The organism is Arthrobacter sp. Y3222053, from assembly GCF_059092805.1.
This window is the reverse complement of record NZ_JBNHIA010000003.1, coordinates 207,807-234,186: the sequence shown is the minus strand read 5'-3', so window position 1 is coordinate 234,186 and position 26,380 is coordinate 207,807. Positions and strand designations below refer to the sequence as shown.

Here is a 26,380-nt window from a genome sequence, read left to right as displayed (position 1 = left end):
TGCCACGGTGGCGCCGAATCCATCCCAGCGACCTCAGCCGTCCCGTTATCAAGGAGCCTGCCATGAGCGCCATGCACGCACGCGTCCACCCGCCGGGGCTGCCGTCGCTCCACGCTGTCGGCCCGGGCTTCCCGGGTCCGGCCGCCTGCCGGCAGGCCCTGCCCCTGGTGCTGGTGGCCCATCCGGTGGCGGATCTTTACGGGTCGGACCGGATGCTGCTGGAGAGCATCCGGGGCCTGTCCGAGGCCGGCGCCCGGGTGGTGCTGACCGTGCCGGCACCCGGGCCGCTGGTGACCGAGGCCCGGAGGTACGGTGCACAGGTGCGGTATTGCCCGACGCCGGTGCTGCGCAAGGCGCTGCTGTCTCCCCGCGCCGCCATGTCTGCCGCCCTGCGGCTGCCCGGCGAGGCAGCGGCCATGCTGCGCCTGCTGCGGGAGCTGCGCCCGCAGACGGTCTATGTCAGCACCCTCACAGTGCCGCTGTGGACGGTGCTGGCCCGGCTCGCCGGGTGCCGGGTGGTGGCCCATGTGCATGAAGCCGAGGAATCGGCACCCCTGCCGCTGCGTGTGGCTTTGGCCGTGCCGCTGACTGCCGCCCACGAAGTGCTGGTGAACAGCCGCTTCAGCCGTGATGTGCTGCGCCGTTCGCTTCCGCTGAGCCCGGGCGGAACACCCCGGGCACAGGTGCTGCCGAATGCCGTGTCCGGCCCGCCGGATCTGCCGGCTCCGCGTGCCGTGCTCGACGGCGTCCTGCGGCTCGTGTACGTGGGCCGGCTGTCGCACCGCAAGGGCGTGGACGTGGCCGTCAGTGCGCTGGCCCTGCTGCGGGAACGGGGAGTGCCGGCGGAACTGGACATTGTCGGAGCGGTCTTCAGCGGCAACGAGGCCTTTGAACGGGGGCTGCGCGGGCTGATCACGGAACTCGGTGTGAGTGGCTCGGTCCGCCTGCACGGCTTTCAGCCCGAGCCCTGGCCCTACCTCGCCGATGCCGATGTCTGCCTGGTCCCGTCCAGGCAGGACGAACCGTTCGGCAACACGGCCGTGGAGAGCGTGCTCGCCGCCCGCCCGGCGGTGGTCAGCGATACCTCAGGGCTCCGGGAAGCCGGCGGGGTCTACAACAGCGTTTACTTGGTGCCACCCGCTGATGCTGCCGCGCTCGCGGACGCCCTGACATGCATCGCTCGACACTGGGCACGGTGGCGGGCGCGGGCGGTGGCCAATGCGGCCGACGCCGCCCGCCGACACTCGCCCGTCCGCTACCGCAGGCGTATCGCGTCGACCGTGCTGGGGGTGCAGCCTGGCGCGCCGGCGCCCGCTTTCCCGCCCCCCATGGCCCTTGCATCTGCTCCGTATGCTGCGGCACCACCGCCGGCCACCGGATCGGCCGACCCCGGTCCATCGGCTTCCGACGCCATCCTGTCCAAGTTCTCCATGTCTGACCCGAGGAGCCGCCATGATGTCCAGGCCTGAAACCACGCCCCGGGCATCGCCGCGACCTGCCGGCCGGGCCCTGCGCCGGGACATCCAGGGCCTGCGCGCGCTGGCCGTGACGGTGGTGGTGCTCAACCACCTGGTCCAGGCCCCCTCCGGAGGGTTCTTCGGGGTGGACGTGTTCCTGGTGATCTCCGGGTTCCTGATCACCGGGCTCCTGATCCGCGAACTCGGCGCCACCGGTCGGATCAGCATCGCGGAGTTCTACCGCCGCCGGGCCCGGCGGATTCTGCCTGCAGCGCTGCTGGTGGTCCTGGTCACCGTGCTGGCCACCTACCTGCTGGTGAATGCCTCCCGGGGCGATGCGGTCCGCACGGACGGAATCTGGGCGGTACTGTTCGCGGCGAACTGGCACTTCGCCGCCGTGGGCACGGACTACTGGCAGATGGACGGCACTGTCTCGCCGCTGCAGCATTACTGGTCGCTGGCGGTGGAGGAACAGTTTTATCTGCTGTGGCCCTGGCTGGTGGTCCTCGCAGGTGCCCTGGCGCTCGGCGGCTCCGGAGGGCGGGTCAGGAGGCTGGCGCCCCTCCTGGCTCTGTTTGCCGGCGTGGTTGCCGCAGGCTCCTTCGCTTTTGCGTTGTGGCAGTCCGCGGCCCAGCCGACCTGGGCCTACTTCTCATCCCTGACCCGCGGATGGGAGCTTGCCGCCGGCGCCCTGCTCGCCGTCGTCGCGCCCGCCCTTGCCCGCCTGAATCGGCGGGCCAGGGGCGTGCTTGGCCTGGCCGGGCTGATCCTGATCGCGTTTGCGGTGCTTGCCATGGACAAGGCCAGCGGCGTCCCTGCGCCTGCGGCGCTGCTGCCGGTGTCCGGCACGGTCCTGCTCATCGCCGCCGGCACGGGCGGGGATGCTCCGGGCACCGGGTGGCTGACCAACCGTGTCAGCCAGTACCTGGGGCGGATCTCCTATTCGGTCTACCTCTGGCACTTCCCGGTGATCATCCTGCTGCCGGCCCTGCTGCCTGCCGACGGGCTGCTCTTTGCCCCGGCCGCACTGCTGCTGATTCTGGCGCTCTCCGCGGCATCGTTCCACCTGGTGGAGTATCCGCTGCAGCACAGCTCGCTGTTCGGACGCCGGCCCGGGGCTCCGCCCGTTCCGCGTCGGATCCGCCGGGCCCGGCTGCTGACCGCGATGGCTGCGCTCACCGCCGTCGTGGTTGGCGCGGCGGTGCTGAGCCTGCGGCTGCCGGGCCCCGCAGACCCGGGCGGTGCCGTTGCCGCCGAAGACCCTGCCGGCGGGGCGGCAGCAGGGGAGGCGTTTCGCGAGGAACTTGAACAGCGCATTGACGACGCCGTGCAGGCAGAGCAGTTCCCGGAGTTCAGCCCGGACCTCGCTTCCCTGGGCACCACGACCTGGGTGAAGTCGGTGAACCAGGACGGATGCGCGGAGATCAGCGCCGGAAACACCGCGCGGTGCCGCGGCGGGGCCGAAACCGGCAGCAGGACCGTGGCCGTGCTCGGCGACTCCTACGCCATCGCGTGGATGCCGGGCATCGACGCCGCGGCTGCGGAACTGGGGTGGGAAACCGTCCCGCTGACCCGTGGCCAGTGCCCGGCCGCCGGGGTCCAGGTGACCCGTAACGGCGGCGAGCCCTATCCGGAGTGCGCGGCGCACCGGGACTGGGCGATGGCGCAGATCCTGCGGCTCCGCCCCGATGTTCTGATCATCGCCGATTCGGACGACACCCTGTCCAGGTTGGACTCCGGCAGCACCGGCGCCGAGGCGGTGCAGGAAGCCTCCACCGGACTGGCGGCCACCCTTTCGCGTCTCGCCCCGGCCGTGGAGGAAGAGATCCTGGTCCTTTCGCCCCCGCCCGGCGGGCGCAGCCTCCAGGACTGCGTCACCGCGCTCGGCTCCCCCGGGGACTGCCTGACACGGATCAACTCCACCTGGGAGGGCATGCAGCGGGCTCAGCTGAACGCCGTGGCCGAGGCCCCGGGGGAGGACGCCGGCGGCGCCGTGCATGCCTCCATCCGCTACGTGGACACCCAGCGGTGGTTCTGCGACCGCGAAGGACGCTGCCCCGGCTTTGTGGGCACCACTCCGGTGCGGGTGGACAACAGCCACCTCACCCCGGAGTACTCCCGGTCCCTGGCGCCGCTGCTGGCCGACGTCCTCGGCGGAGCCGGAACTTAGGCAGCACTTAAGTGCGCGCCGGGGCGGTGCGTGGCATGATCATCCGTGGGATCATTTAGGGCAGACTTGTGTTGCGTAATAGGTCCGCCAGCGTATCCCGGCCGATCGTCCAGCGGAGGAGTTCCCTTGCCCGTTGTTTCCACGCCCTCCAGCCTCCGCCCCGCGGACAGCGCCCTCGACAATGAGGAGGCGCTGCGGATCCGCAACGACTTCCCGATCCTGCAGCAGGAGGTGAACGGCCGCCCCCTGGTGTATCTGGACTCCGGGGCGACGTCGCAGAACCCCACCTGCGTGATGGAAGCGGAGCAGGAGTTCTACGAACAGCGCAACTCCGCCGTGCACCGCGGAGCGCACTCCCTGGCGGTCGCGGCCACTGATGTCTTCGAGGATGCACGGCAGACGGTCGCCGGGTTCATCAACGCCGGCACCGACGAACTGGTCTGGACCTCCAACGCGACTGAGGGCATCAACCTTGTGGCCTATGCCTTCTCCAACGCCAGCCTTGGCCGCGGCGGCGAGGCAGCTGAGCGGTTCCGGCTCGGCCCCGCGGACGAAATCGTGGTGACCGAGATGGAGCACCACGCCAATCTGATTCCCTGGCAGGAGCTGGCCTTCCGTACCGGCGCGACGCTGCGGTTCATTCCGGTGGACGACGACGGCGGCCTGCGGCTGGACGAGGCCGAGCGGATCATCGGCCCGCGGACCAGGATTCTTGCTTTTACCCACGCCTCGAACGTGCTCGGCACCATCAACCCGGTGGACCAGCTGACCGCCCTGGCGCACCGGCACGGGGCGCTCGTGCTGCTGGATGCCTGCCAGTCCGTGCCCCACATGCCGGTGGACGTCAAGGCGCTGGACGTGGACTTCGCCGTCTTCTCCGGACACAAGATGCTGGGCCCCACCGGCATCGGCGCCCTCTACGGGCGGCGCGAGCTGCTCAATGCCCTGCCCCCGTTCCTCACCGGCGGGTCCATGATCACCACGGTGACGATGGAAAAGGCCGAGTACCTGCCGGCTCCGCAGCGCTTCGAGGCCGGCACCCAGCGGATATCCCAGGCGATGGCCCTGGCCACGGCCGTGAACTACCTGCGGGAGACCGGCATGGAGCGCATCCATGCCTGGGAGGCGCAGCTGGGGGAGCGGCTGGTCGCCGGCCTTGAGCAGATCCCGGGCGTCCGGGTGCTGGGCCCGAAGGCGGGTGTGGAGCGCATCGGCCTGGCCGCGTTCGACGTCGAGGGCGTGCACTCGCACGACGTCGGCCAGTTCCTGGACGACAAGGGCATCGCCGTGCGGGTGGGCCACCATTGTGCGCAGCCGCTGCACCGGCGGCTGGGACTGGTCTCCACGACCCGCGCCAGCACTTATCTGTACAACACCACCGACGACGTCGATGCCTTCCTTGAAGCGGTTGCCGGCGTCCGCCCCTTCTTTGGAGTCTCCTCATGAGTTCGGACCTGCAGCAGTTGTACCAGCAGATCATTCTCGACCATGCGAGGCAGCGCCACGGCGCCGGCCTGCAGGAGGCCGCCGACGGCCTGCACACGGGCGAATCGCATCAGCTCAATCCCACGTGCGGAGACGAGATTACCCTGCGGGCGGCCGTCGACGGCGGTGCGGGCCGGGTGGCCGGGATCAGCTGGGAAGGGCAGGGGTGCTCCATCTCCATGGCATCGGCGTCGGTGCTGACCGACCTGATGCAGGGCGTTGACCGGGATGAGGCCGGCCGCCTGGTGGAGAACTTCCGCGAGGTGATGCGGTCCCGCGGCTCCGTAGCGGCCGATGAAGAGGTGCTGGGTGATGCCGCGGCCTTTTCCGGTGTGGCGCGCTACCCGGCCCGGGTCAAGTGCGCGATGCTGGCGTGGGTTGCCCTGGAGGAGGCGCTCGCCGCCGCCGGATCCCCGGCATCCTGAAGCCTGGCCCCGGGCTCAGGCCCGGGCCGTGCCGCCGGACTCAGACGGGCAGTGGCTGCCGGTCGCCGGTTTCAAGCAGCCCGAGCAGGTAGGCGCCGTAGCCGCTCTTGCGCAGCGGCTCGGCCAGGGCGCGCAGCTCCTCATCGGAGATGAAACCCTGCCGCCAGGCGACTTCCTCGGGGGCGCCGATTTTCAGGCCCTGCCGGTTCTCGATGGTGCGGATGAAATTGGAGGCGTCGTTGAGGGAGGAAAACGTGCCGGTGTCCAGCCAGGCGCTGCCCCGCGGCAGGATTTCGACCTGCAGTCGTCCCTGCTCCAGGTAGATCCGGTTCAGGTCGGTGATTTCCAGCTCGCCGCGGGCCGACGGCTGCAGCCCCGCCGCCAGCTCCACGACGTCGTTGTCGTAGAAGTACAGCCCGGGCACCGCGTAGGAGCTGCGCGGAGCCGCCGGCTTTTCCTCCAGGGACAGGACACGATGGGCGGCATCGAACTCCACGACGCCGTAGGCGCTCGGGTCGGAGACCTGGTATCCGAAGATCACGGCGCCCTCCGGCGCCGTATGCCGGCGCAGCCGGCCGCCCATGCCGTGCCCGTAGAAGATGTTGTCGCCGAGCACCAGAGCTACGGGGTCGGCGCCGATATGGTCGGCTCCCAGCACGAAGGCCTGCGCCAGACCCTCGGGCGCGGGCTGCGCCCGGTAGGAGAGCGAGACTCCGAAGCGGGAGCCGTCTCCGAGCAGCCGCCGGAACTGTTCCTCGTCCTGCGGGGTGGTGATCACGAGGATGTCCCGGATCCCCGCCAGAATCAAGGTGGACAGCGGGTAATAGACCATGGGCTTGTCGTAGACAGGCATCAGCTGCTTGCTGATGCCCAAAGTGATCGGATGAAGCCTGGAGCCGGTGCCGCCGGCAAGGATGATCCCCCGCATGCCGCACATGATTACGGTTAAGTACCGCACCGGCAATGCGTAATGTGCCCGCATGCAGAACTACTTGGTCACCGGGGGCGCCGGGTTCATCGGATCCAACTTCGTCCGGCAGGTGCTCGCGCGCAGGGATGACGCGGTCACCGTCCTGGACAAACTGACCTACGCAGGCAACCAAGACTCGCTGGCGGGGCTGCCGCCGGACCGGCTGACCTTCGTGCAGGGGGACATCTGCGACGCCGCGGTGGTGGATCCGCTGGTGGCCGCGGCCGACGTCGTCGTGCACTTCGCCGCCGAATCCCACAACGACAACTCGCTGCACGATCCCCGGCCCTTCCTGGACACCAACATCATCGGCACCTACACGCTGATCGAGGCCGCCCGGAAGCACGACACCCGATTCCACCACATCTCCACCGACGAGGTGTACGGCGACCTGGAGCTGGACGATCCGCAGCGGTTCACCGAGTCCACGCCGTACAACCCATCCAGCCCGTACTCCTCTACGAAGGCCGGCTCCGACCTGCTGGTGCGCGCGTGGGTACGCTCCTTCGGTCTGCGCGCGACGATCAGCAACTGCTCGAACAATTACGGCCCGTATCAGCACGTGGAGAAGTTCATTCCACGCCAGATCACCAACGTGCTCGACGGCGTCCGCCCCAAGCTTTACGGCGCCGGAGCCAACGTGCGCGACTGGATCCATGCAGATGACCACTCCTCCGCCGTGCTGCGGATCATCGAGGCCGGGCAGATCGGGCAGACCTACCTGATCGGCGCCGACGGGGAGCGGAACAACAAGGACGTCGTCGAACTGATCCTGAAGCTGACCGGCCAGCCCGCCGACGCCTACGACCAGGTCGTCGACCGGCCCGGACACGACCTGCGGTACGCCATTGACTCCACCCGGCTGCGCACCGAGCTGGGCTGGTCCCCGCAGTTCTCCGACTTCGAGCAGGGCCTGGAGGCGACTATCGACTGGTACCGGGAGAACGAGTCCTGGTGGCGGCCCCGCAAGGCCGCCACCGAGGCCAAGTACCGGGAGCAGGGACAGTAGCCATGGAGTTCGCCAAGCCGCTGACCGTGCGCACCACGCCGATCCCGGGACTGCTGCTGTTTGGTCTTCCGGTGCACGGCGACAATCGGGGCTGGTTCAAGGAGAACTGGCAGCGGGAAAAGATGCTCGCCGCAGGCCTGCCGGATTTCGGCCCGGCGCAGAACAACATTTCCTTCAACGAGACGGCAGGGACCACCCGCGGCATCCACGCCGAGCCGTGGGACAAGTACGTGTCCGTGGCCACCGGCCGGATCTTCGGCGCCTGGGTGGACCTGCGCGAAGGCGAGAGCTTCGGAACCGTCTTCACTGCGGAGGTCGATCCCTCCACCGCAGTGTTCGTGCCCCGAGGGGTGGGCAACGCCTTCCAGACCCTCGAGGACGGCACAGCCTACGTCTACCTGGTCAACGACCACTGGTCCGCGGGAGCGCAGGAGCAGTACACCTTCCTGAACCTGGCCGATCCCCAGGCCGGCATCGACTGGCCCATTCCGCTGGAGCAGGCCGAACTCTCGGCCAAGGACCGCGCGCATCCGATGCTCGCCGACGTCGCACCGATGCCGCCGCGGCGGATCCTGGTCACCGGCGCCGACGGGCAGCTCGGCCGCGCCCTGCGGGCGGAGTACGCCGACGCCGGGCACGTGGACTACGTCAGCCGCGCAGAGCTGGACCTGACCGACCCGGCAGCGCTGGAGCGCTTCCGCTGGCAGGACTACTCGACGATCATCAACGCCGCCGCCTACACCAATGTGGACGGCGCCGAAACCGTGGAGGGCCGCCGCGCCGCCTGGGCAGTCAACGCCATGGCCGTGGCCCGGCTCGCCGAGACTGCAGCCCGGCACAGGCTCACCCTGGTCCAGATCTCCAGCGACTACGTCTTCGACGGCACCGTGCCCGACGGCGGCGCGGATCCCTTCGTGGGCCACCGCGAGGACGAGCCGTTCTCCCCGCTCGGCGTCTACGGGCAGACGAAGGCTGCCGGCGACCTGGCCGCCGCAGCCGCCCCGCAGCATTTCATTGTGCGCACCAGCTGGGTCGTCGGCGAGGGTCCGAACTTCGTCCGCACCATGCTGTCCCTGGCACGGCGCGGCGTCCGGCCCGCCGTCGTCGCCGACCAGACCGGCAGGCTGACGTTTGCCGAGGACCTTGCCGCAGGCATCCGTCACCTGCTGGACTCCGGCGCTCCGTACGGCACGTACAACCTGACCAACACCGGCGGGCAGGGTTCCTGGGCCGACATTGCGGCCGAGGTGTACCGGCTGGCGGGCGCCGACCCGGCCGCCGTCATCCCGGTGAGCACCGCGGACTACTATGCGGGAAAGGGCGGCACCGCGCCGCGCCCGGGCCTCAGCACCCTGAACCTGGCCAAGATCCGGGGCACCGGGTTCGTGCCGCCCGACGCCGGGTCCCGCCTGCAGGATTACGTTGCCGCCGCCCTCGCCATGGTCTAGGAAGCCGAGGTGTCGGCGCCGGCAGCAGTCTCAGCGGGCGCCTCCTCCGGGGCGGCGGGCAGCCAGACCCGGAAGGTCGTGCCCACGTCCGCCTCGGAGCTGAAGGAGATCCGCCCGCCGTGGGCTTCGACGATCGACTTGGAGATCACCAGGCCCAGCCCGACTCCGGGGATGGCCTTCCGGCGCACTCCGGCGGTGCGGAAAAACCGGGTGAAGACCTCCGACTGTTCCGTGGCGCTCATGCCCATGCCGGTGTCCTCCACCTCCACCAGCACGCCGTCCCGGGTGCTCCTGGCCCGCACCCATACGGTGCCGCCCCGGGGTGTGTACTTAATGGCGTTGGACAGCAGGTTGTCCAGCACCTGGCCCAACCGGCCGGGGTCTGCGCGCAGGGGAAGATGACCGGCGGATTCATCGACGAGCAGGACCTGGGCTGCTTCCGCCCGGGGACCGGCCGCCTCCAGGCTGTCGGAGACCACCTGCGCCAGGTCCATCGGGGCAGGGTCGATCGCCACCGCGCCGGAGGCCGTGGACAGCAGATCCGAAACCAGTGCCAGCAGCCGCTCTGCATTGCGCAGCGAGACCTGCAGTGCTGCGGGGATCGGCCCCTGCAGGTTGATGTCCTCAGCTTCCTCCAGGGCAAGGTCCATGTAGCCGATAATCGAAGTCAGCGGAGTCCGCAGCTCGTGCGACACACTGGCAACGAACTCGTCCTTCACCCGCAGTGCGGACACCAGTTCAGTGACGTCGGAGAAGGCCAGCACGGAGCCGGTCAACACACCGTCATCATCGCGCATCGGACGGGTGGAGACGGACAGCGTGCGCTGCCGTTCGCCGACCCCGGCCCAGATCAGGCAGCCGGAGAAGGCTTCACCGCGCAGGGCACGGAAGCCGGGGCGTTCCTCCGTGACCAGCGGGGTCTTGCCGTCCGGCGCGAACAGCAGGTAATCGGCCTCGCCTCGGCGAGGGGCGCCGGACGGCGGCAGGACCAGCTGCCGGTACCCTTCCTGTCGGGTGTTGCGGACCAGCTCCCGGCCGTCCGCTCCCAAAGCCAGGACGCCGACGTCGACCGCGTCCAGCACGGCGTCCAGGAGGACGGTGCGCAGCCGGGATTCCGCCAGGGAAGCTGAGACCCGTGACTCCGCGCTGCGCAGCTGCCGCTGCTGCCGGGTGGAGCCCAGGCTGACCACGGAGGTGGTGGCGGAGACGGCCACCATGATGAAGGGAATGAGCATCGTCGCGGCGAGCGAGGCCGCCGTGAGGTTGGGGGAGCCAAGGATCGGAGCCCACAGAATCAGCGCGGTTCCGACAAAGCTCAGCAGTGCTGCGGTTTTGGGGGCAATTTCCGACCATGCGAGCCAAAAAACGGGAAAAACGGCGAGGAGGCTCAGCCCGAGAACCGCGGAGCGGCCGCTGTCGTAGAGATAGCCGATGGCCACAAAATCCAGCAGCGGAATGGTCCAATAAAGCAGAGGCGGCAGGCGGTGCCACGGAACGGCGGCAGCAGCGGCGGTCAGGGCCGCGACCAGTATCAGCCCGGTGCGGAAATGCTGATCGGCAAGGAGCCACGGGCTGACGAACCAGACCATGGGCAGGGCCAGCAGGACGGTAAGGGCCAGCGGGAGCTGACTGACAAAAACGCGCCAACGCAGGTTCATTTCATGGAACTGCCAACGTATGCCCAGGACATTCCGGGTGCCGTGTGGAGAACTGGACATACGGGTGAAAACCCTTCCGAACTACGTGCTGATCCGCCCACATTACCCGGATTACCTGTAGAATGACGCGCAGCGGGGGCGGGGAACCCCGCAGGGTCACGCAGGACAGGAAAAACCTACATTCATGGAATCACAGCGCGTCGCGGTCATCATTGAGGACGACACGGACATTCGCGACCTGCTGCATGCCGTCCTGCAGCAGTCCGGATTCGAAGTCCACGCCAGCCCCAACGGCAGCGAAGGAGTGGAGGCGGTGCGCCGCCACAACCCCGCCGTCGTGACCCTGGACCTGGGCCTGCCGGACATCGACGGGTTCGAGGTGATCCGGCAGCTTCGGCAGTTCAGCGACGCCTATATCGTCATGCTCACCGCTCGGGCGGAGGAGCTGGACACGCTGATGGGCCTCGAAGCCGGAGCCGATGACTACGTGACCAAACCGTTCCGGCCGCGCGAGCTGCGGGCCAGAATCTCCGCCATGCTCCGCCGCCCCCGCACCGCAGCCGAACCGGCCGGCGGGCAGGGGACTCCCGGTACCGCTGCTCCCGCGCAGGTCCCGGCCATGGTTCCCTCCGCCAACGAGGGCGTGTACCGCCACAACGGCCTGGTGCTCGACTCCGGTACGCGCAGCACCGAGATCGGCGGGCGGCAGATCTCCCTGACCCGCACCGAATTCGACCTGCTGGAAGCGCTGCTCTCCGGCGGTCGGCGCGTCCGTACGAAGCCGGACCTCGTGCGCCGGCTCCGGGGCGAGGAATACGACACCGGCTCGTACATCAGCGACGCCGATGAACGGACCATCGAGGTCCACGTGGGCAACCTGCGGCGCAAACTCGGTGATGATTCCCGGGCGCCCCGCTGGCTTGAGACTGTCCGCGGCGTGGGTTACCGCCTGGCTCCGGAACAGGGCTGATCGGGCGCCACCGGCGCCGGTACGTAGGTGAGCCCCGCCAGGTACCGCGGGATCAGGCGCAGCCGGTGCGGGCTGCCAGCGAGAGCATGGTTTCGGCGCCGCAGGAACGGAAACAGCCGAGCATGGCGGAGACCGCAGCCACGTCGTAGCTTCCCAGATGGTGCTGGGCCGTCGAAGCCAGCGCGGAGAGGCGGGCCGCCCCGGCCATATGGCTGGCGGTCTTGATGGACAGGACCACATCCATGGCGGCCGCGGCGTCATCTTCGAGGCAGGCAGTTTCCAGCCGAGCGTAGCGGCTGTCCCACATGCTGATGTAGTTCCGTACGAAGGCAGCCGTGGCCTCCGTGCCCATCTGCTCGTGCAGTTCCTGCAGCAGGGCCCGGGCAAGCAGGGGAGGCCGCTCTTCGCGGGTCATCACAGCCGGCCCTGGGACGGGTCGGCCGGCCCGGAACGGCAGCAGGCGGAGCTGGATGGGAGGTGGATGGTGGGGGCCCCTTCACCTTGGTCGATGGGAATTGCCCTGCCAGCCTGCCATCGCAGCCTCAACGCTGATCCACGTAACGCTCAAGATCGCTGCAACTTTGGCACTCCCCGCGCAGCGCCTTTTGGCGGGCGACGGCGGCGCCGGGTCCCGCAGGGGGAACCGGCGCCGCTGGCAGCGCGTACCTTAGTCGGCGATGTAAAGCAGCCGCTTGTTGACGAACTCGTCCATGCCGAGCGGGCCCAGTTCCCGGCCGTAGCCGGAGCGCTTGACGCCGCCGAAGGGCATGTCGGCGCCTTCGCCCTCCGCCGCATTGACGGCCGCCATGCCGGACTGGAGGCGGTTGGCCACGGCGCGGGCGCGGTCCTCATCGGTGCTGAACACGGCGGCGCCGAGCCCGTAGTCGCTGTCGTTGGCCAGCCGCACCGCTTCGTCGTCGTCGGCCACCTGGTAGACCACGACGGCCGGCCCGAACAGCTCTTCGCGGTAGGCGCGCATTTCAGGCGTGATGCCCGTCAGCACGGCCGGCTCCACGTAGGCCCCGGGCCCGTCGATCCGCCGCCCGCCCGCGTGCAGGACGGCGCCCTTCTCGACCGCGTCGTTGATCTGGGCGACCAGGGCGTCCGCGGCGGCGGCGGAGGACAGCGGGGCGAACGTGCCGGGCTCCTCGGCCATGGGATCGCCCGGAACCAGGCCCTTGGCGAGGGAAGCCAGCTCGGCGACAAACCCCTCGAAGAGGTCCTCGGTCACGATGATGCGCTTGTTCGAGTTGCAGGCCTGGCCGGTGTTGCCCATACGGGTGGCGAACGCGGCCTCAGCGGCGGCCTTCACATCCGGGGTGTCGAGGATGATGTAGGGGTCCGAGCCGCCAAGCTCGAGCACCACCTTCTTCAGGTTGCGGCCGGCGATCTCCGCCACTGCCGCACCCGCCCGCTCCGAACCGGTCAGCGACACGCCCTGCACACGGGGATCGGCGATGATGTCGGCGACCTGCCCGTGGGTGGCGAAGACGTTGGTGTAGCCGCCGGCCGGGACGCCGGCGTCGTCCATCAGCTGCTGCAGCGCCAACGCGGAGCGCGGGCAGTTCTCGGCGTGCTTGAGGATGATCGTGTTGCCCAGCATCAGGTTGGGGGCGGCGAAGCGGGCCACCTGGTAGTACGGGTAGTTCCACGGCATGATGCCCAGCAGCACCCCCACGGGCAGCTTCTGGATCACGGCGCGGCCGCCGTTGATCGGCTTGATCGGCTGGTCGGCGGCGAGCTCCGGGCCGTTCTCCGCGAAATAGGTGAAGATGTCCGCGCAGAATTCGACCTCGCCCTTGGACTCGGACAACGGCTTGCCCATTTCCTCGGTAATGATGGCGGCCAGCTCGTCAGCGCGTTCGGTGAAGAGTTCCGCGATGCGCGTGACGACTTTGGCACGCTCCTCGATCGGGACGTCTTTCCAGGTCTCGAACGCGGCCTGGGCGCCGGTGAGGGCCTGCGCCACCTGGTCGTCGGTGGCCGTGGGGAATTCCTCCAGCACCTCACCGGTGGCGGGGTTGACCACCCGGTAGGCGGTGCTGCGGTTGGAGGGGGTGGTGGAAGTGGCGGTCACGTCCTGCTCCTATCGTTCCTGTGAGTTCCCTCATCTTCGCGTGTTTCGCCTCCGTTGGGAAACACGCGTACGCGTACGGGCCGAATACGTCGCCCGCAGCCGGCTCGGTGTCGAAAACGCCGGTGGGGAAGGGGAACCGTACCCGTTGTTGAGGCGTCCTTGCGGGGCGCTTGAGCGTTGCCGGAATGTTTCATGAACCCTGCGGACAGCAGCGCCCGATTCTTGAGCCGTTTGCCGGAATCTGGTTTCAGCAGCGGGGAGGGACCCCGCCGCCTGACAGGGAACGGGGAACGACATGAACAAGATGACCAAGGGTGCACTGGCTACCGGCCTCGGCGTGGCGCTGCTGATCGGCGGCGGCGGAACCCTCGCCGTCTGGAACGACACGGCCCGTACCAACGCCGGCACCATCGCCGCGGGTGACCTGAAGCTCACCGCCAACCCCGGTACCTGGACCGTCAACGGCCAGGAGATCGCGGATATCAACGCCTACAAGATCGTCCCCGGTCAGACCCTGACCTTCACCCAGAACGTCGACGTCGCACTGGTGGGCGACGCCATGCAGGCCAAGTTCGAGTTCACCGGCATCCCCTCCAGCACCGGAGACTTCCTCAACACCCTGAAGCTTGGGGACGTCACCGTCACCCAGAACGGCGCCCCGCTGGACAAGGTGCTGGACGCCGAGAACAACGGCACGGTCACCGTGACCGGCTCGGTCACCTTCGATGCCAACGAGCGGGTCGCCACCAACGCGTCGCTGAACCTCTCCGAGATCGGCTACAAGCTGACCCAGCTGCCGGTCTCCAAGTAGTTCCTTCCCACCCAGGCGTTCCCCGGCTGCGCGCGGCACAGGACCCGCCGCGCGCAGCCCGCTTTCAGGAGAGATCAGATGCGCATCATCAGGACGTTGAAGGCCGCGGCACTTGTCGCCGCCGCCGTCGTGCTGGGGCTCCTGACCGCTTCGGGAAGCTACGCCATGTGGAACGCCTTCGAGCCGGCGGGCTACGGCACGGTCCAGGCCGCCGATTTCAACGTGACCGTCAACGGACAGCCGGCCAATTCCGCCGCCGTGCCGCTGGCCCTGGACCTGGGACAGCTGACCCCGGGCACCGCCTCCTACCTGGAGGTGCCGGTGGGCAACTACAATAACGCCGGGTCGCCGATGGCGGTCACCGCCACGCTCTCCTCCGGAGCCGGCCCGCGCCTCGCAGCGGCCACTCCCGGCTACCAGCAGTGGGTCGAGGTCCGCGCCGCGTCCGTCCTGCGGCCCGGCGCCTGCGCCGCACAGGCCTACGGCGCCGTCGGCGCGGTACCGCCTCCCATCCGGATCGAGCAGGGAACCACGGGCCGCGTCTGCGTCCAGGTGCTCCTGAAGAAGGACGCACCGGCCAGCCTGCTGGCCTCCGCTCCCCGGCTCTCCATTCCGGTCATCGTCACTTTCGACCAGGTCCCCGCGGCCTAGAACACCCTTGGAAGAGGATCCCATGTCGAACGGTAAAGCAGCCAAGCGCTCGGCCCTGGCCCTGGTCGGCTCACTGCTGAGCTACGTCGCCCTCTGCATCACCGTCCTGGCGGCGCTGGTGCTGATCGTGGTCCCGCTCCTGACCGGATCCCAGACCTACAGCGTGCTGACCAGCTCGATGGCACCGCACTACGCGCCCGGCACCTTCCTGGTCGTCAAGCCGACCCCGTATAACGAACTGCAGGTCGGCGACGTGGTCACCTACCAGATGGAGTCCGGCAAGCCGGCCGTCATCACCCACCGCATCATCTCCTTCGGCGCCGACCAGGCCGGCAACCGTACCCTGATCACCAAGGGCGACAACAACGACATCGCGGACGAGCAGCCGGTGACCGAACTCCAGGTCCGCGGCAAGCTCTTCTACGCCGTCCCGTTAGTCGGTTTCGCCGCGAACGCCCTGGGCAACACGGACCGCGGGGCGGCCGTGCAGTGGGCCGCCGTCGGTTTGCTGGGCTACGGGGTCGTGACCCTGGTGCGCGGAGCGCTCAGCCGCAGGCGGAAGGGCAGCAGCCCGGAGGCGGAGGGCGAAGCGGCCGAGGAGATCCGCACCTCGGAGATCCATCACCTGCACGCCGGCCGGCAGCCCGGTGCCCACGCGGATACGGACCACGCGGACCCGGTCCTGGGCGACTGCGACTGCGGTGCCGACCACCACGACGACTCACGGTCCCTGCACCAGCGGAGGGTAGCCGTCTGATGCAGCCGAGCACACCCCGCCGCCGCGGTACCAGGAGGCTTCTCGCCGCCGGGGCGGCGGCGGCACTCGCCGGAACGCTGTCCCTGGCCTCCGGAGCTTCTGCCCAGGCCGAAGGGCAGTACCTTGAAGTCAGCGGGAACGGGACCGACTATCGTTCGGTCCTGACCGATCCCGTCTTTGCCGCCGAGTTGAGGCTCGTGCCGGGCGCAGCCGCCGGCTCCGCCCTTTGGGTGCGCAGCAGCGCCAACGAGCCGGCTGTGCTCTCGATGGCCGCAGTGACCACCCGCTCCGGCGGCGGGCTGGCGGGCATCCTGGAGATCGGCGCCCGTGCCTCCGGTGAGGACTACGATCGGGTGCCCATGGGCGAGGCGGGACAATGCGCAGAGCTGGCCCGGAACTGGGAGCTCGCGCCCGGAGAAGTCCTCCGACTCGACGTGGAAGCGCTGCTGCCGTTGTCAGCCCCCAACTCGACGAAGAGTTCGACCGCCGACTTCGACCTGCTGTTCCTCCTTGAACCCTCCGCGGCCGCCGGCGAAGGCGGTGCGTGCAGGAGCTACACCGCACCGGAGCCCGCGCCCGAGCCCGGGAGCGGCCAGGAGACGGAGGGCACCGGGACCCGGGACGCCACCGTCATCGGCACCGGTACGGACGGCGGCACAGGCCCGGAAGGGATGACGCCGGCCGGGGGGCCGCGCCAGGCAGCTCCAGGGGAAGCCGTGGCGGCCGTCGCCGCCGGAACCGAACCCCTGCAGCCGGGCGGTGCCGTGTTGGATAAGTACGGACGCTCGCTGCCGTCCCTGGCGCCGGCGTCCTTCGAAAGCACCGTGGAGCCGATTGCCCGCACCCTGCAGGGTGCGCTCATGCTGGTTCTGGGCGCCGCGTTCTGCGCGGCGGCGGTGCTGCGGATCAGGAATAATGCGTCATGATGGCATGCACAACCGGGAGGGGGCCGGGCAGATGAAGGCACAGTGGCTGACACGGCTTCGCGCACAGCCGGGTTTCAAAGCGGCAGCCGTCGCGTTCTGCCTGACCCTGGTGCTGGGGCTGGGCGGCGGTGCGGCCTACGCCTACTGGCAGGCCTCGGCGCGGGCCGACATCACCGCCTCGACCCAGCCGGTACTGGCTCCGGTGCAGCAGCCGCTGCAGTGCAGTTCCCCCTGGCACAAGCGGACGGAGCTGTCATGGCCGGCGGCGGCAGGGAATCCGCAGGGGACCAACTACCTGCTGACGTTCTCGGCAGGAAACCGTTCCGTGAGCTACATCCTGCCGCAGGAAACGCTGCGCATTGAGCTCTCCGACTATCGGCACGGCCTTCGGGATGTCTTTGGCGAAGGCTGGTGGCGCCAGCTGAACGTCACCGTATCGACGGCGGTCTTCCCCACCTACGTCACCGCGCCTGAGCGGGCGGGCAGGCAGACGGCACTGCTGACCTCACAGAACAACCCGTCCAGGACCTTGTGGTACATGCAGGGCGCGGCCATAGCCGACTTCAGCTGCGACAAGCCCTGGAACGCCTAGCTCAGCCCTGCCCCTCGTCGTCATCATCAAACGCGTCCGGGATCCCGTCCCGGTCCGTGTCCCGGCGCTCGCGCTCCTCAAGCACCCGGTAATGGCGGTTCCTGGCGAGCAGGATAGCGGACGCGGCCGCCGCCGCCAGCAGTGATGCCGTGAGGATGCCCAGCTTCGCGTCGGTGTTGGAGCCGGTGCCGGGGTCGAAGCTCAGGTCGTTGACCAGCAATGAGACGGTAAACCCGATGCCGGACAGCACGCCCAGACCGGCGAGGTCCACCCAGCGCAGATCTGTGTCCAGCCGGGCCCGGGTGACGGTGGTGAGCAGCCAGGTGGTCAGCAGGATCCCCAGCGGCTTGCCCAGCACCAGGCCGAGCACGACCCCCAGGGCCACGGGATCGCTGACCGCCCGGGTCACGCCTCCGCTGAGCACGACGCCGGCGGAGAACAACGCGAACACCGGGACCGCGAAACCGCTGGAAAAGGGCCGGATGCGGTGCTCGAAAATCTCCGCGAGCCCGGGCCTGCCGGCAATGGGCGGCTCCGGCCCGTCGCGCCCCCGGCGCAGCACCGGTACCGTGAAGCCGAGCAGCACGCCCGCGACCGTCGCATGCACTCCCGAAGCATGCACCAGCGCCCAGGTGGCCAGGGCCAGCGGCAGCAGCACGATCAGCGCGACCCACGGATGCCTCGCCAGGAACGGGCGGACGGTCTGCACGAGTACCGCGAAGGCGGCCAGCGGCAGCAGCGCCCAGCCCAGCAGACCCAGGGACACGTCGGCAGAATAGAAGAACGCGATGATGACGATCGCGATCAGGTCATCGACCACGGCCAGGGTGAGCAGGAAGATGCGCAGCGCGCCGGGCAGGTGGGAGCCGATCACCGCGAGCACCGCCAGCGCGAAGGCGATGTCGGTGGCGGTGGGAATCGCCCAACCGCGCAGCCCGTCCGAACCGGCCGCAAGGTTCACCCCGACGTAGATCAGCGCCGGCACCGCCACGCCCCCCGCCGCCGCGGCAATCGGCACCACGGCCTTGGCCGGCTGCCGCAGGTCCCCGGCCACGAACTCACGTTTGAGCTCCAGCCCGACCATGAAGAAGAACACCGCCAGCAGCCCGTCGGCCGCCCACTCACCCACAGTGAGGCGCAGGTGCCACGGCTCGTAGCCCAGCTCGGTGTCCCGCAGCCCGAAGTACCAGCCGGCGGCGCCGGTGTTGGCCAGCACCAGGGCCACCACGGTGGCCGCCAGCAGCAGGAACCCGCCCACGGTCTCCTGGCGCAGGATCTCCCCGATGCGCAGATGCTCACGGTAGCTGCCCGGCCCCAGCACCACCCGGTGCGCTCCGCGGGCAGGCTCCGGTGGGCCCATGAGGGCTCCTCTCGGTGGGATGCGGCCAACCCCCAACACGTGCGGCCAGTCTAGGCTCGGGCGGCGGGACAGGCACCCCGGGCTGCCCAAACGACGACGGCGGGGACCGCGGAAAGCAAACCGCGGTCCCCGCCGTCGTACTTCGGCCTTAGGGAGGAGCTAGCCCATCAGGGCCCGGACGCCGATGATCACCGTCGCCAGGCCGAACACCATCGAGGTGCTGATCAGCATCAGGGTCACCATCAGGGACCGGGTCATGGCGCCGTTTTCCTCACGGGAGGCCGGGTCCGTGATCGCCTTGCGCAGGAACGGAGGCCAGACAACGATGTTCCAGAGGCCGGCGACCACCAGCACGCCGGCCAGTACGGGGGGCAGTTCCACCTAGTTGGCCCCGATCCACTTGCCGGCCTGCGTGGCCTGGATGGTCAACGCCTTGCCGATCATCGGCTCCGCCGCCTTGGCGATCTTGTCGCCCAGGAAGGGAATGGAGGAGCTGACGGTGCCCTCCACCTCAACCGTGGTGCCGGCGTCGCCCGCCACCAGCCGCTGCTCGGCGTTGACCTTCAGGGGCACGCCGGCCACGGACAGCTCGATGACCGCGGTCCGGGAACCGTCGGCCGTCGGCGCCGACCACTGCTCGCGCTGGGTCACCTTGAGCGTGTCGCCGACGAATTTGCGGGCGATGTCCGGCATCCGGGTGGTGGGCAGGGTACGCACAGCCGTCAGGACAAACGCGCCGGCCACCTCGCCGTCGATCTCCAGGGACTGCAGGGCGCCGCCCACATGTTCGCTGACGCTGCGCAGGAAACCTTCATCGGTGAAGGTTGCGGTGACGGTTTCGACGTCGTGGGGCAGGCTGGTCGATGCGCTCAGGGCCATGGGTCCTCCATAGGTTGTCTCGGGTGCGGCGGGCAGCGCCCGCCGGGCCAGAGACCATCCTATGGGGCCGGAGCCCCTGAACCGATCCGGCTACCCCTCCAGGGTGATGCAGCCGACGACGGTGCCGGCGGCGGCTGCAGGCGTCCCGCCCTGCTCCGAGGACTCATAGCTGATGAGCAGCGACTTGCCCTCTCCGTCGTCGGGCACCAGCCAAGGGACGGTGGTGCTCGCATCGGCGTTGCCCGACGTGTCGGTGGTGAAGTCCACTGACAGCCGGCCCTGCTGCCCCGAGGTGTTGCGGTCCTGATACACCTCTCCGGCATCCGAGGGATCATCGCCGCAGTCGTCAGCATGCATCAGCGCCGTGTACGTCGTATTGGGCGCAAAACCCTGCGGCACCAGCTCGACGGTGGTGTCCGCCTCGGTCTCCCGTACGGTGGCGCTGACCGACGCGCCGTCGGGAATCAGTGCCGTGTCGTAACTGGTGGCGACGGCGTTCTCGCACCAGGGCCCGAAGGTTCCCTGTATCAGGCCGGAGGCGATCGCGCTGGGCTCAGTGGAACTGCACCGGCCCGGGTCCACGGTCTCGCCGTCACCGGGGGCGGCCTGGCAGTCGTCGTCATCGCCTGAACACGATGCGGAACCGGAGGGCTGCGACGTGCCGGCGGCCGGGGAGGAAGCCGAGGTGTTGTCGGTTGCCCCGCCGTCGCCGTCGTCCGCGCAGCCGGCGAGCAGAAGGGCTGCTGCTGCCGCGAGGGTGGCCAGGGACTTAGCTGCGCGTGCCATGGAACCGTCCTTGGGTCGCTGCTGCGGTGGGGACTGTCGTGCTGCGTCCCGGGATTCCAGCGTGGCAGCCTGTCCCGCCAATGCCAAGGTCTGCCGTGCGGCCGGGGTCAGTTGACAGCGACGGCGTTCGGGCCCGACGGCGAGCACGAACCCTATGGGCAGAAGACGGGGGTGGGAAGGTGGGGTCCCGGGATTCGCGCGGGTCGGGCCGAAACTGCCTCCACGATCGGAAAAACGCTTCCGTGCAGGAGGGCCGCACCTTAGTCTCAGGCCCACGGCCCGGCCTGGGGGAGCGGGGCTGCACGCCACCCGCAGTTCATCACTCGCACTCTGAGGGGAACCATGAAGAGCAGATCAACCCTGCGCGGCGCCGCCCTGGCCGCTGCGCTCATTCTGACCGCGGCCTCCGCTGCTCCCGCCGCTGCCGCCGATGCCAACGGGCAGGGCGGCGGACAGCACGGCCCCGGTAAGCCGGGCGGGCACGGAGACCACAAACCGGGGAAACCGGGGAAACCGGGCAAGCCGGGGGATCCGGGCAAGCCAGGGAAGCCGGACAAACCGGGACGGGACCAGAGCGCACAGCTGCGCAAGTCGGTGACGGAGCAGAACGTCTTCGGACACCTGGCAGCCCTGCAGCGCACCGCTGAAGCCAATGGCGGGAACCGCGCCGCCGGGACACCCGGCTATGAGGCCGGCGCCGCCTACATCGAGGGCCAGCTGCGCCGGGCCGGCTACAACCCCGTTCGCCAGTACTTCTCCTACGACCAGTACGTGCTCGCCGGCCAGGAGCTGGCACAGGTCGAGCCGAACCAGGAGACCTACACCGCAGGCACCGACTACACCGCCATGTCCTACTCGGCCGCAGGGGACGTGACCGCCGCCGTCGTGCCGGTGGACATCAATCTCGCCGGGAACCGCGCCAGCACCAGCGGCTGCGAGGCGACCGACTTCGCCGGCTTTCAGGCCGGCAGCATCGCCCTGCTGCAACGCGGCACCTGCGACTTCGGCACCAAGGTCGCCAACGCCGCAGCTGCGGGCGCCGCAGCCGCGGTGGTCTTCAACCAAGGCAACGATGCGCCCGGCGATGACCGGTCCGGCCTGGTCAACGGCACCCTGGGCAGCGAACTGTCTGCGATTCCCGCCGTCGGCGCCACCTTCGCCCTGGGCGAGGAACTGGCCGGCACCCCTGGAGCCGTGCTGCGCCTGAGCGTTGACGCCTCGATCCGCACCGTGGACACCTTCAACATCCTTTCCGACACCCGGCAGGGAGACCCCGGGCGTCAGGTCGTCGTCGGCGCCCACCTCGATTCGGTGCTCGAGGGGCCGGGCATCAACGACAACGGCAGCGGCAGCGCGGCGATCCTGGAGACCGCCATCCAGCTGCAGCGCTCCGGCAGCAAGTTCAAACTGGAGAACCAGGTGCGCTTTGCGTTCTGGGGCGGTGAGGAAGACGGGCTGGTCGGCTCCGACTACTACGTCTCCCAGCTGGACCAGGCCGGGCTGGACAACACGCTCCTGAACCTGAACTTCGACATGGTCGGTTCCCCGAACTTCGTCCGGTTTGTGTACGACGGCGACGGCGACGCCTTCGGGACCGCCGGGCCCACCGGCTCGGACGTGATCGAGGGCGTGTTCACCGAGTACTTTGCCGAACAGGGGCTGGCCACGGCCCCCACGGAGTTCGACGGCCGGTCCGACTACTTCGGATTCATCAGCAACGGCATTCCGGCCGGCGGGCTGTTCACCGGGGCGGAGGGCGTGAAGACGGCGGAGGAAGCCGCTCTGTTCGGGGGCACAGCAGGGGAGTCCTACGATCCCTGCTACCACTCGGCGTGTGATGACCTGAGCAACATCAACCGGCAGGTGCTCGATGAAATGTCTGACGCCGTTGCCCACGCCACGCTGACCTTCGCCCAGACGGACGCAGACCTGCGCGCCGGGGAGCCGGCGGGACCCTCTGCCCGGTCGTTCACGGCCGAGCAGCCGGCACGCCAGGGCCACCTGTGGCGGCGCTGAGTCAGGCGGACGGCGGCCCGGAGAGGCCGGGCCGCCGCTGAAGACCGTTCGTTGCGCCCGGGCTCGGCCGGAGGCAATGAACCGGTGCGGGGAGGCCGCTGATGCGGCCTCCCCGCTGTTTTCTCCGACTTCCGCTGGCGTCCGGTTGCGCCGCTGAACCCCCTGCCCCGCGTGCCGAAAATCAGCTCTCAGCGGTACCGCCCGCACCTGTCCCGGCGCGGGGGTAGGGTGGAAAACAAAAAGCCCCGGGGCCCGCCTGTGCGGACTTCGGGTATTTGCCGTGCAGCTGAAGGAGACCCCTGCCCCATGAGCCTGAACGGACTTCGCGCCGCGCTCGCCGAGGACCCCTCGTACGCCCGCGTCCGCGCCGGGGCGGCCCGTGCACCGGAACAGCGCAGTGAGGACCTGCAGATCAGCGCCCCGCAGGGGATGCGTGCGGCCCTGGTCGCGGAAATGGTGGACGGGCTGGCCGACGCCGACACCTCCGACGCCGCCCGCCCGCCCGTCGTGCTCGCGGTCACCGCCACCGGCCGAGAGGCTGAAGACCTGGCCGCCGCGCTGCGCAGCTACCTGCCGCTCGAGGCCATCGAGGAGTTCCCCAGCTGGGAAACGCTGCCGCACGAGCGGCTCTCCCCGCGCTCGGACACCGTCGGCCGGCGGCTGTCGGTGCTGCGGCGTCTCGCCCACCCCGGCCCGACGCCGGTGAAGGTCGTGGTCGCACCGGTGCGCGCCGTCGTCCAGCCGCTCGTCGCCGGCCTGGGCGACCTGGAACCGGTGTCCCTGAAGACAGGGGAGGAGCGGAGCTTCGACGACGTGGTCAAGGCCCTCTCCGCCGCTGCCTACGCCCGGGTGGACATGGTCACGCACCGCGGGGAGTTCGCCGTGCGCGGCGGCATCTTGGATGTCTTCCCGCCGATCGACGACCATCCCATCCGCATCGACTTCTTCGGCGACGAAGTGGAGTCCATGCGCTGGTTCGCCGTCGCCGACCAGCGCACCCTGACCGGTGAGAACGTTACCCACCCCACTGAGCTGTACGCCCCGCCGTGCCGTGAGCTGCTGATCACTCCCGCCGTGATGAGCCGCGCCGCCAAGCTCAAGCCGCAGATGCCGGCCGCAGCGGACATGCTGGAAAAGATCGCCGGCGGCATCGCCGTCGAGGGTATGGAATCCCTGGCTCCGGTGCTGGTGGACGGCATGGTCCCGCTGATGGGCGAGCTGCCGCCCGGATCGATCGCCGTCGTCGTCGAACCGGAGAAGGTACGCTCCCGCGCCCACGACCTCGAGGAGACCAACGCCGAGTTCCTGGCCGCCGCGTGGGCCACCGCGTCCGACGGCGGGGCGGCGCCGGTGGATCTGTCCGGCGAGGTGAGCGCGGAGCTGGAATCGGCCGGCTTCCGGTCCCTGACGGACACCCGCTCCGCGGCGCTGGCCAACGACGTCGCGTGGTGGTCGGTCACCTCGCTGAACCAGGACGAGGAGACCGTCCTGGATATCGACACCCTGACCATCAACGCCCGGGAGCCGCGCGGCTACCAGGGCGACGTGCAGGAAATGATGGACTTCATCGGCACCCGGGTCCGGGACGGCTGGAAGGTCGTGGTGGTGACCGAGGGCCCCGGCCCGGCCGCCCGGCTGGCCGAACTGTTCCACGAGCACGAGCTGCCCGCCGCCCGGGTGGACTCCCTGGAGACCGCCCCGCAGGCGGGGATCATTGAGATCACCACGGCCAGCGCCGGCCGGGGGTTCGTCTTCGACTCGCTGAAGACCGGGCTGCTCACCGAGGCGGACCTGCTCGGCCGGGCCACCGCCTACTCCACCCGGGACATGCGCAAGATGCCCTCCCGGCGGCGCAACGCCGTCGACCCGCTGCAGCTGCGCGAGGGCGACTTCGTGGTTCACGAGCAGCACGGCATCGGCAGGTTCAAGGAGCTGATCCAGCGGGCCACCGGCGCCGGCGCCAACAAGACCGTGCGCGAGTACCTGGTGCTGGAGTACGCGCCGGCCAAGCGCGGCGCGCCGGGGGACCGGCTGTTCGTGCCCACGGACCAGCTGGACCAGATCACCCGCTACGTGGGCGGGGACGTGCCCGTGCTGTCCAAGATGGGCGGCTCGGACTGGGCGAAGACCAAGTCCCGGGCACGCAAGGCGGTCAAGGAGATCGCCGGCGAGCTGATCCGGCTGTACTCAGCGCGGATGGCCTCCCGCGGGCACGCCTTCGGGCCGGACACCCCCTGGCAGCGCGAGCTGGAGGAGGCCTTCCCCTACGTGGAGACCCCCGACCAGCTGACCACGATCAACGAGGTCAAGGCCGACATGGAGCGCGAGGTCCCGATGGACCGGCTGGTCTCCGGCGACGTCGGCTACGGCAAGACGGAGATTGCCGTGCGCGCCGCGTTCAAGGCCGTGCAGGACGGCAAGCAGGTGGCGGTGCTGGTGCCGACCACGCTGCTGGCCCAGCAGCACATGGAGACCTTCACCGAGCGGTTCTCCGGCTTCCCGGTCCGGGTGCAGTCCCTGTCCCGCTTCCAGACCGCCAAGGAGGCCAAGGAAGTCACCGAGGGGATCCGCAACGGCTCCGTCGACGTGGTGATCGGCACCCACCGGCTGCTCAGCCAGGAGATCCAGTTCAAGGACCTCGGCCTGGTCATCGTGGACGAGGAGCAGCGCTTCGGCGTAGAACACAAGGAGGCGCTGAAAAAGATGCGCACCAACGTGGACGTGCTGGCGATGAGTGCCACCCCGATTCCGCGCACCCTCGAGATGTCGCTGACCGGGATCCGCGAGACGTCCACGCTGGCCACCCCGCCGGAAGAGCGCCACCCGGTGCTCACCTATGTGGGCCCGTACACGGACAAGCAGGCCTCGGCGGCCATCCGCCGCGAGCTGATGCGCGAAGGCCAGGTGTTCTTCGTGCACAACCGGGTGTCCTCGATCGAGCGGATCGCCTCCCACCTCCAGCAGCTGGTGCCGGAGGCGCGGGTCGCCGTCGCGCACGGCCAGATGAGCGAGGCGCGCCTGGAACAGATCATCGTGGACTTCTGGGAAAAGAAGTTCGACGTCCTGGTCTGCACCACCATCATTGAAACCGGCCTGGACATCTCCAACGCCAACACCCTGATCGTGGACCGGGCGGACAACTTCGGCCTGTCCCAGCTGCACCAGCTGCGCGGGCGGGTGGGCCGCGGACGGGAGCGGGCGTACGCGTACTTCCTCTACCCGGCGGAGAAACCGCTGGGTGAGGTGGCGCTGGAGCGGCTGAAGGCCGTGGCCGCGCACAACGAGCTCGGTGCGGGCATGCAGCTGGCGATGAAGGACCTGGAAATCCGCGGCGCCGGCAACCTGCTCGGCGGGGAGCAGTCCGGCCACATCGCCGGCGTGGGCTTCGACCTGTACATCCGGCTGGTCGGGGAGGCCGTGGCGGACTTCCGCGGCGAGGCCGAGCAGAAGGCGGCCGAGATGAAGATAGAGCTCCCGGTCAACGCGCACCTGCCGCATGAGTATGTTCCCGGGGAGCGGCTGCGGCTGGAGGCCTACCGGAAGCTGGCCGCCGCGCTGACCAACGAGGCCATCGACGAGGTGCTCGCGGAGCTCACCGACCGCTACGGCACCCCGCCGCAGGCCGTGCTGAACCTGATCGAGGTCGCACGGTTCCGGGTGCTGGCCCGCAGCGCCGGGCTGACCGATGTGGCCGTCCAAGGCAACTTCATCAAGTTCGCCCCGGCCTCCAGCCTGCCCGAGTCGCGGGTGATGCGCCTGCAGCGCATGTACCCGGGCGCGCAGGTGAAGCCCGCGCTCGACGCCGTGCTGGTGCCCAAGCCAAAGACCGCCCGGATCGGCGGACGGGACCTGGTGGACGCCGAAATCCTGGCGTGGGCGCGCCAGGTGGTGGAGGCGATCTTCCTGGAACAGCCGGTCAAGGCCGGCGCATAG

General features: G+C 69.4%; 22 protein-coding genes. 14 read left to right on the top strand and 8 right to left on the bottom strand.

Going from position 1 to position 26,380, the window contains the following annotated elements; translation table 11 throughout:
* Positions 1-62 precede the first annotated feature (62 nt).
* The 4 genes from AC5RUW_RS09165 (at position 63) to sufU (ending at position 5,537) form a co-directional block, all read left to right on the top strand.
* A complete protein-coding gene (locus tag AC5RUW_RS09165) occupies positions 63-1,469 on the top strand; it encodes a glycosyltransferase (protein ID WP_494160414.1) in 1,407 nt (468 codons plus the stop codon).
* Positions 1,456-3,627 (top strand): acyltransferase family protein, encoded by a 2,172-nt coding sequence (locus tag AC5RUW_RS09160; RefSeq protein ID WP_494160413.1) that lies wholly within the window; start codon positions 1,456-1,458, stop codon positions 3,625-3,627. The genes AC5RUW_RS09165 and AC5RUW_RS09160 overlap by 14 nt, the downstream gene beginning before the upstream one ends.
* A 126-nt stretch (positions 3,628-3,753) precedes the next feature.
* Complete coding sequence (locus AC5RUW_RS09155) at positions 3,754-5,073, top strand: cysteine desulfurase (protein ID WP_494160412.1); 1,320 nt, start codon at positions 3,754-3,756, stop codon at positions 5,071-5,073.
* Entirely contained in the window at positions 5,070-5,537 is a 468-nt protein-coding gene (gene sufU, locus AC5RUW_RS09150) for a Fe-S cluster assembly sulfur transfer protein SufU (RefSeq protein WP_494160411.1), read from the top strand. Before AC5RUW_RS09155 ends, sufU begins: the two co-directional genes overlap by 4 nt.
* A 40-nt stretch (positions 5,538-5,577) precedes the next feature.
* Here sufU and rfbA read toward each other — a convergent pair whose 3' ends face one another.
* Positions 5,578-6,465, bottom strand: a complete 888-nt coding sequence (gene rfbA / locus AC5RUW_RS09145) for a glucose-1-phosphate thymidylyltransferase RfbA (protein WP_494160410.1) — start codon at positions 6,463-6,465, stop codon at positions 5,578-5,580.
* 52 nt (positions 6,466-6,517) lie between these two features.
* Between rfbA and rfbB the strand changes: the two genes are divergently transcribed.
* Both rfbB and AC5RUW_RS09135 read left to right on the top strand, forming a co-directional pair.
* Positions 6,518-7,516 (top strand): dTDP-glucose 4,6-dehydratase, encoded by a 999-nt coding sequence (gene rfbB / locus AC5RUW_RS09140; RefSeq protein WP_494160409.1) that lies wholly within the window; start codon positions 6,518-6,520, stop codon positions 7,514-7,516.
* 2 nt (positions 7,517-7,518) lie between these two features.
* On the top strand, positions 7,519-8,964 hold the full coding sequence (locus tag AC5RUW_RS09135) for a sugar nucleotide-binding protein (RefSeq protein ID WP_494160408.1): 1,446 nt from the start codon (positions 7,519-7,521) through the stop codon (positions 8,962-8,964).
* On the opposite strand, the gene AC5RUW_RS09130 is transcribed toward AC5RUW_RS09135, so the two are convergent.
* Positions 8,961-10,682, bottom strand: coding sequence for a sensor histidine kinase (locus tag AC5RUW_RS09130; RefSeq protein WP_494160407.1), 1,722 nt, complete (start codon positions 10,680-10,682; stop codon positions 8,961-8,963). The genes AC5RUW_RS09135 and AC5RUW_RS09130 overlap by 4 nt on opposite strands.
* Positions 10,683-10,806: 124 nt before the next feature.
* On the opposite strand from AC5RUW_RS09130, the gene AC5RUW_RS09125 reads away from it, so the two are divergent.
* On the top strand, positions 10,807-11,592 hold the full coding sequence (locus AC5RUW_RS09125) for a response regulator transcription factor (protein ID WP_494160406.1): 786 nt from the start codon (positions 10,807-10,809) through the stop codon (positions 11,590-11,592).
* Positions 11,593-11,644: 52 nt separating this feature from the next.
* Here the strand turns inward: AC5RUW_RS09125 and AC5RUW_RS09120 are convergent, their stop codons facing one another.
* Both AC5RUW_RS09120 and AC5RUW_RS09115 read right to left on the bottom strand, forming a co-directional pair.
* Positions 11,645-12,007: a hypothetical protein gene (locus tag AC5RUW_RS09120; protein WP_494160405.1), complete on the bottom strand. Its 363-nt coding sequence runs from the start codon at positions 12,005-12,007 to the stop codon at positions 11,645-11,647.
* A gap of 252 nt (positions 12,008-12,259) precedes the next feature.
* On the bottom strand, positions 12,260-13,669 hold the full coding sequence (locus AC5RUW_RS09115; protein WP_494160404.1) for an NAD-dependent succinate-semialdehyde dehydrogenase: 1,410 nt from the start codon (positions 13,667-13,669) through the stop codon (positions 12,260-12,262).
* 295 nt (positions 13,670-13,964) lie between these two features.
* On the opposite strand from AC5RUW_RS09115, the gene AC5RUW_RS09110 reads away from it, so the two are divergent.
* From AC5RUW_RS09110 to AC5RUW_RS09090, 5 genes are all read left to right on the top strand, one after another.
* On the top strand, positions 13,965-14,480 hold the full coding sequence (locus AC5RUW_RS09110) for an alternate-type signal peptide domain-containing protein (protein WP_494160403.1): 516 nt from the start codon (positions 13,965-13,967) through the stop codon (positions 14,478-14,480).
* Between the two features lie 78 nt (positions 14,481-14,558).
* Positions 14,559-15,131 carry a hypothetical protein gene (locus tag AC5RUW_RS09105; protein ID WP_494160402.1) on the top strand — a complete coding sequence of 191 codons (573 nt, stop codon included), beginning with the start codon at positions 14,559-14,561 and terminating at the stop codon, positions 15,129-15,131.
* Between the two features lie 22 nt (positions 15,132-15,153).
* Positions 15,154-15,888 (top strand): signal peptidase I, encoded by a 735-nt coding sequence (locus AC5RUW_RS09100; protein ID WP_494160401.1) that lies wholly within the window; start codon positions 15,154-15,156, stop codon positions 15,886-15,888.
* A complete protein-coding gene (locus AC5RUW_RS09095) occupies positions 15,888-16,814 on the top strand; it encodes a hypothetical protein (protein ID WP_494160400.1) in 927 nt (308 codons plus the stop codon). Before AC5RUW_RS09100 ends, AC5RUW_RS09095 begins: the two co-directional genes overlap by 1 nt.
* 4 nt (positions 16,815-16,818) lie before the next feature.
* A complete protein-coding gene (locus tag AC5RUW_RS09090) occupies positions 16,819-17,406 on the top strand; it encodes a hypothetical protein (protein ID WP_494160399.1) in 588 nt (195 codons plus the stop codon).
* Between the two features lies 1 nt (position 17,407).
* Here the strand turns inward: AC5RUW_RS09090 and nhaA are convergent, their stop codons facing one another.
* The 4 genes from nhaA to AC5RUW_RS09070 form a co-directional block, all read right to left on the bottom strand.
* A complete protein-coding gene (gene nhaA, locus AC5RUW_RS09085; RefSeq protein ID WP_494160398.1) occupies positions 17,408-18,766 on the bottom strand; it encodes a Na+/H+ antiporter NhaA in 1,359 nt (452 codons plus the stop codon).
* 159 nt (positions 18,767-18,925) lie between these two features.
* Entirely contained in the window at positions 18,926-19,147 is a 222-nt protein-coding gene (locus AC5RUW_RS09080) for an SCO4848 family membrane protein (RefSeq protein WP_494007609.1), read from the bottom strand.
* The gene (locus AC5RUW_RS09075) at positions 19,148-19,645 is read right to left on the bottom strand and encodes a DUF2505 domain-containing protein (protein ID WP_494160397.1); all 498 of its coding nucleotides are present in this window, start codon (positions 19,643-19,645) and stop codon (positions 19,148-19,150) included.
* Between the two features lie 90 nt (positions 19,646-19,735).
* Complete coding sequence (locus AC5RUW_RS09070) at positions 19,736-20,431, bottom strand: hypothetical protein (RefSeq protein ID WP_494160396.1); 696 nt, start codon at positions 20,429-20,431, stop codon at positions 19,736-19,738.
* 342 nt (positions 20,432-20,773) lie between these two features.
* Here AC5RUW_RS09070 and AC5RUW_RS09065 point away from each other — a divergent pair, with 342 nt between their 5' ends.
* Positions 20,774-22,447 (top strand): M28 family peptidase, encoded by a 1,674-nt coding sequence (locus AC5RUW_RS09065; protein WP_494160395.1) that lies wholly within the window; start codon positions 20,774-20,776, stop codon positions 22,445-22,447.
* A gap of 306 nt (positions 22,448-22,753) precedes the next feature.
* Complete coding sequence (gene mfd / locus AC5RUW_RS09060) at positions 22,754-26,380, top strand: transcription-repair coupling factor (RefSeq protein WP_494160394.1); 3,627 nt, start codon at positions 22,754-22,756, stop codon at positions 26,378-26,380.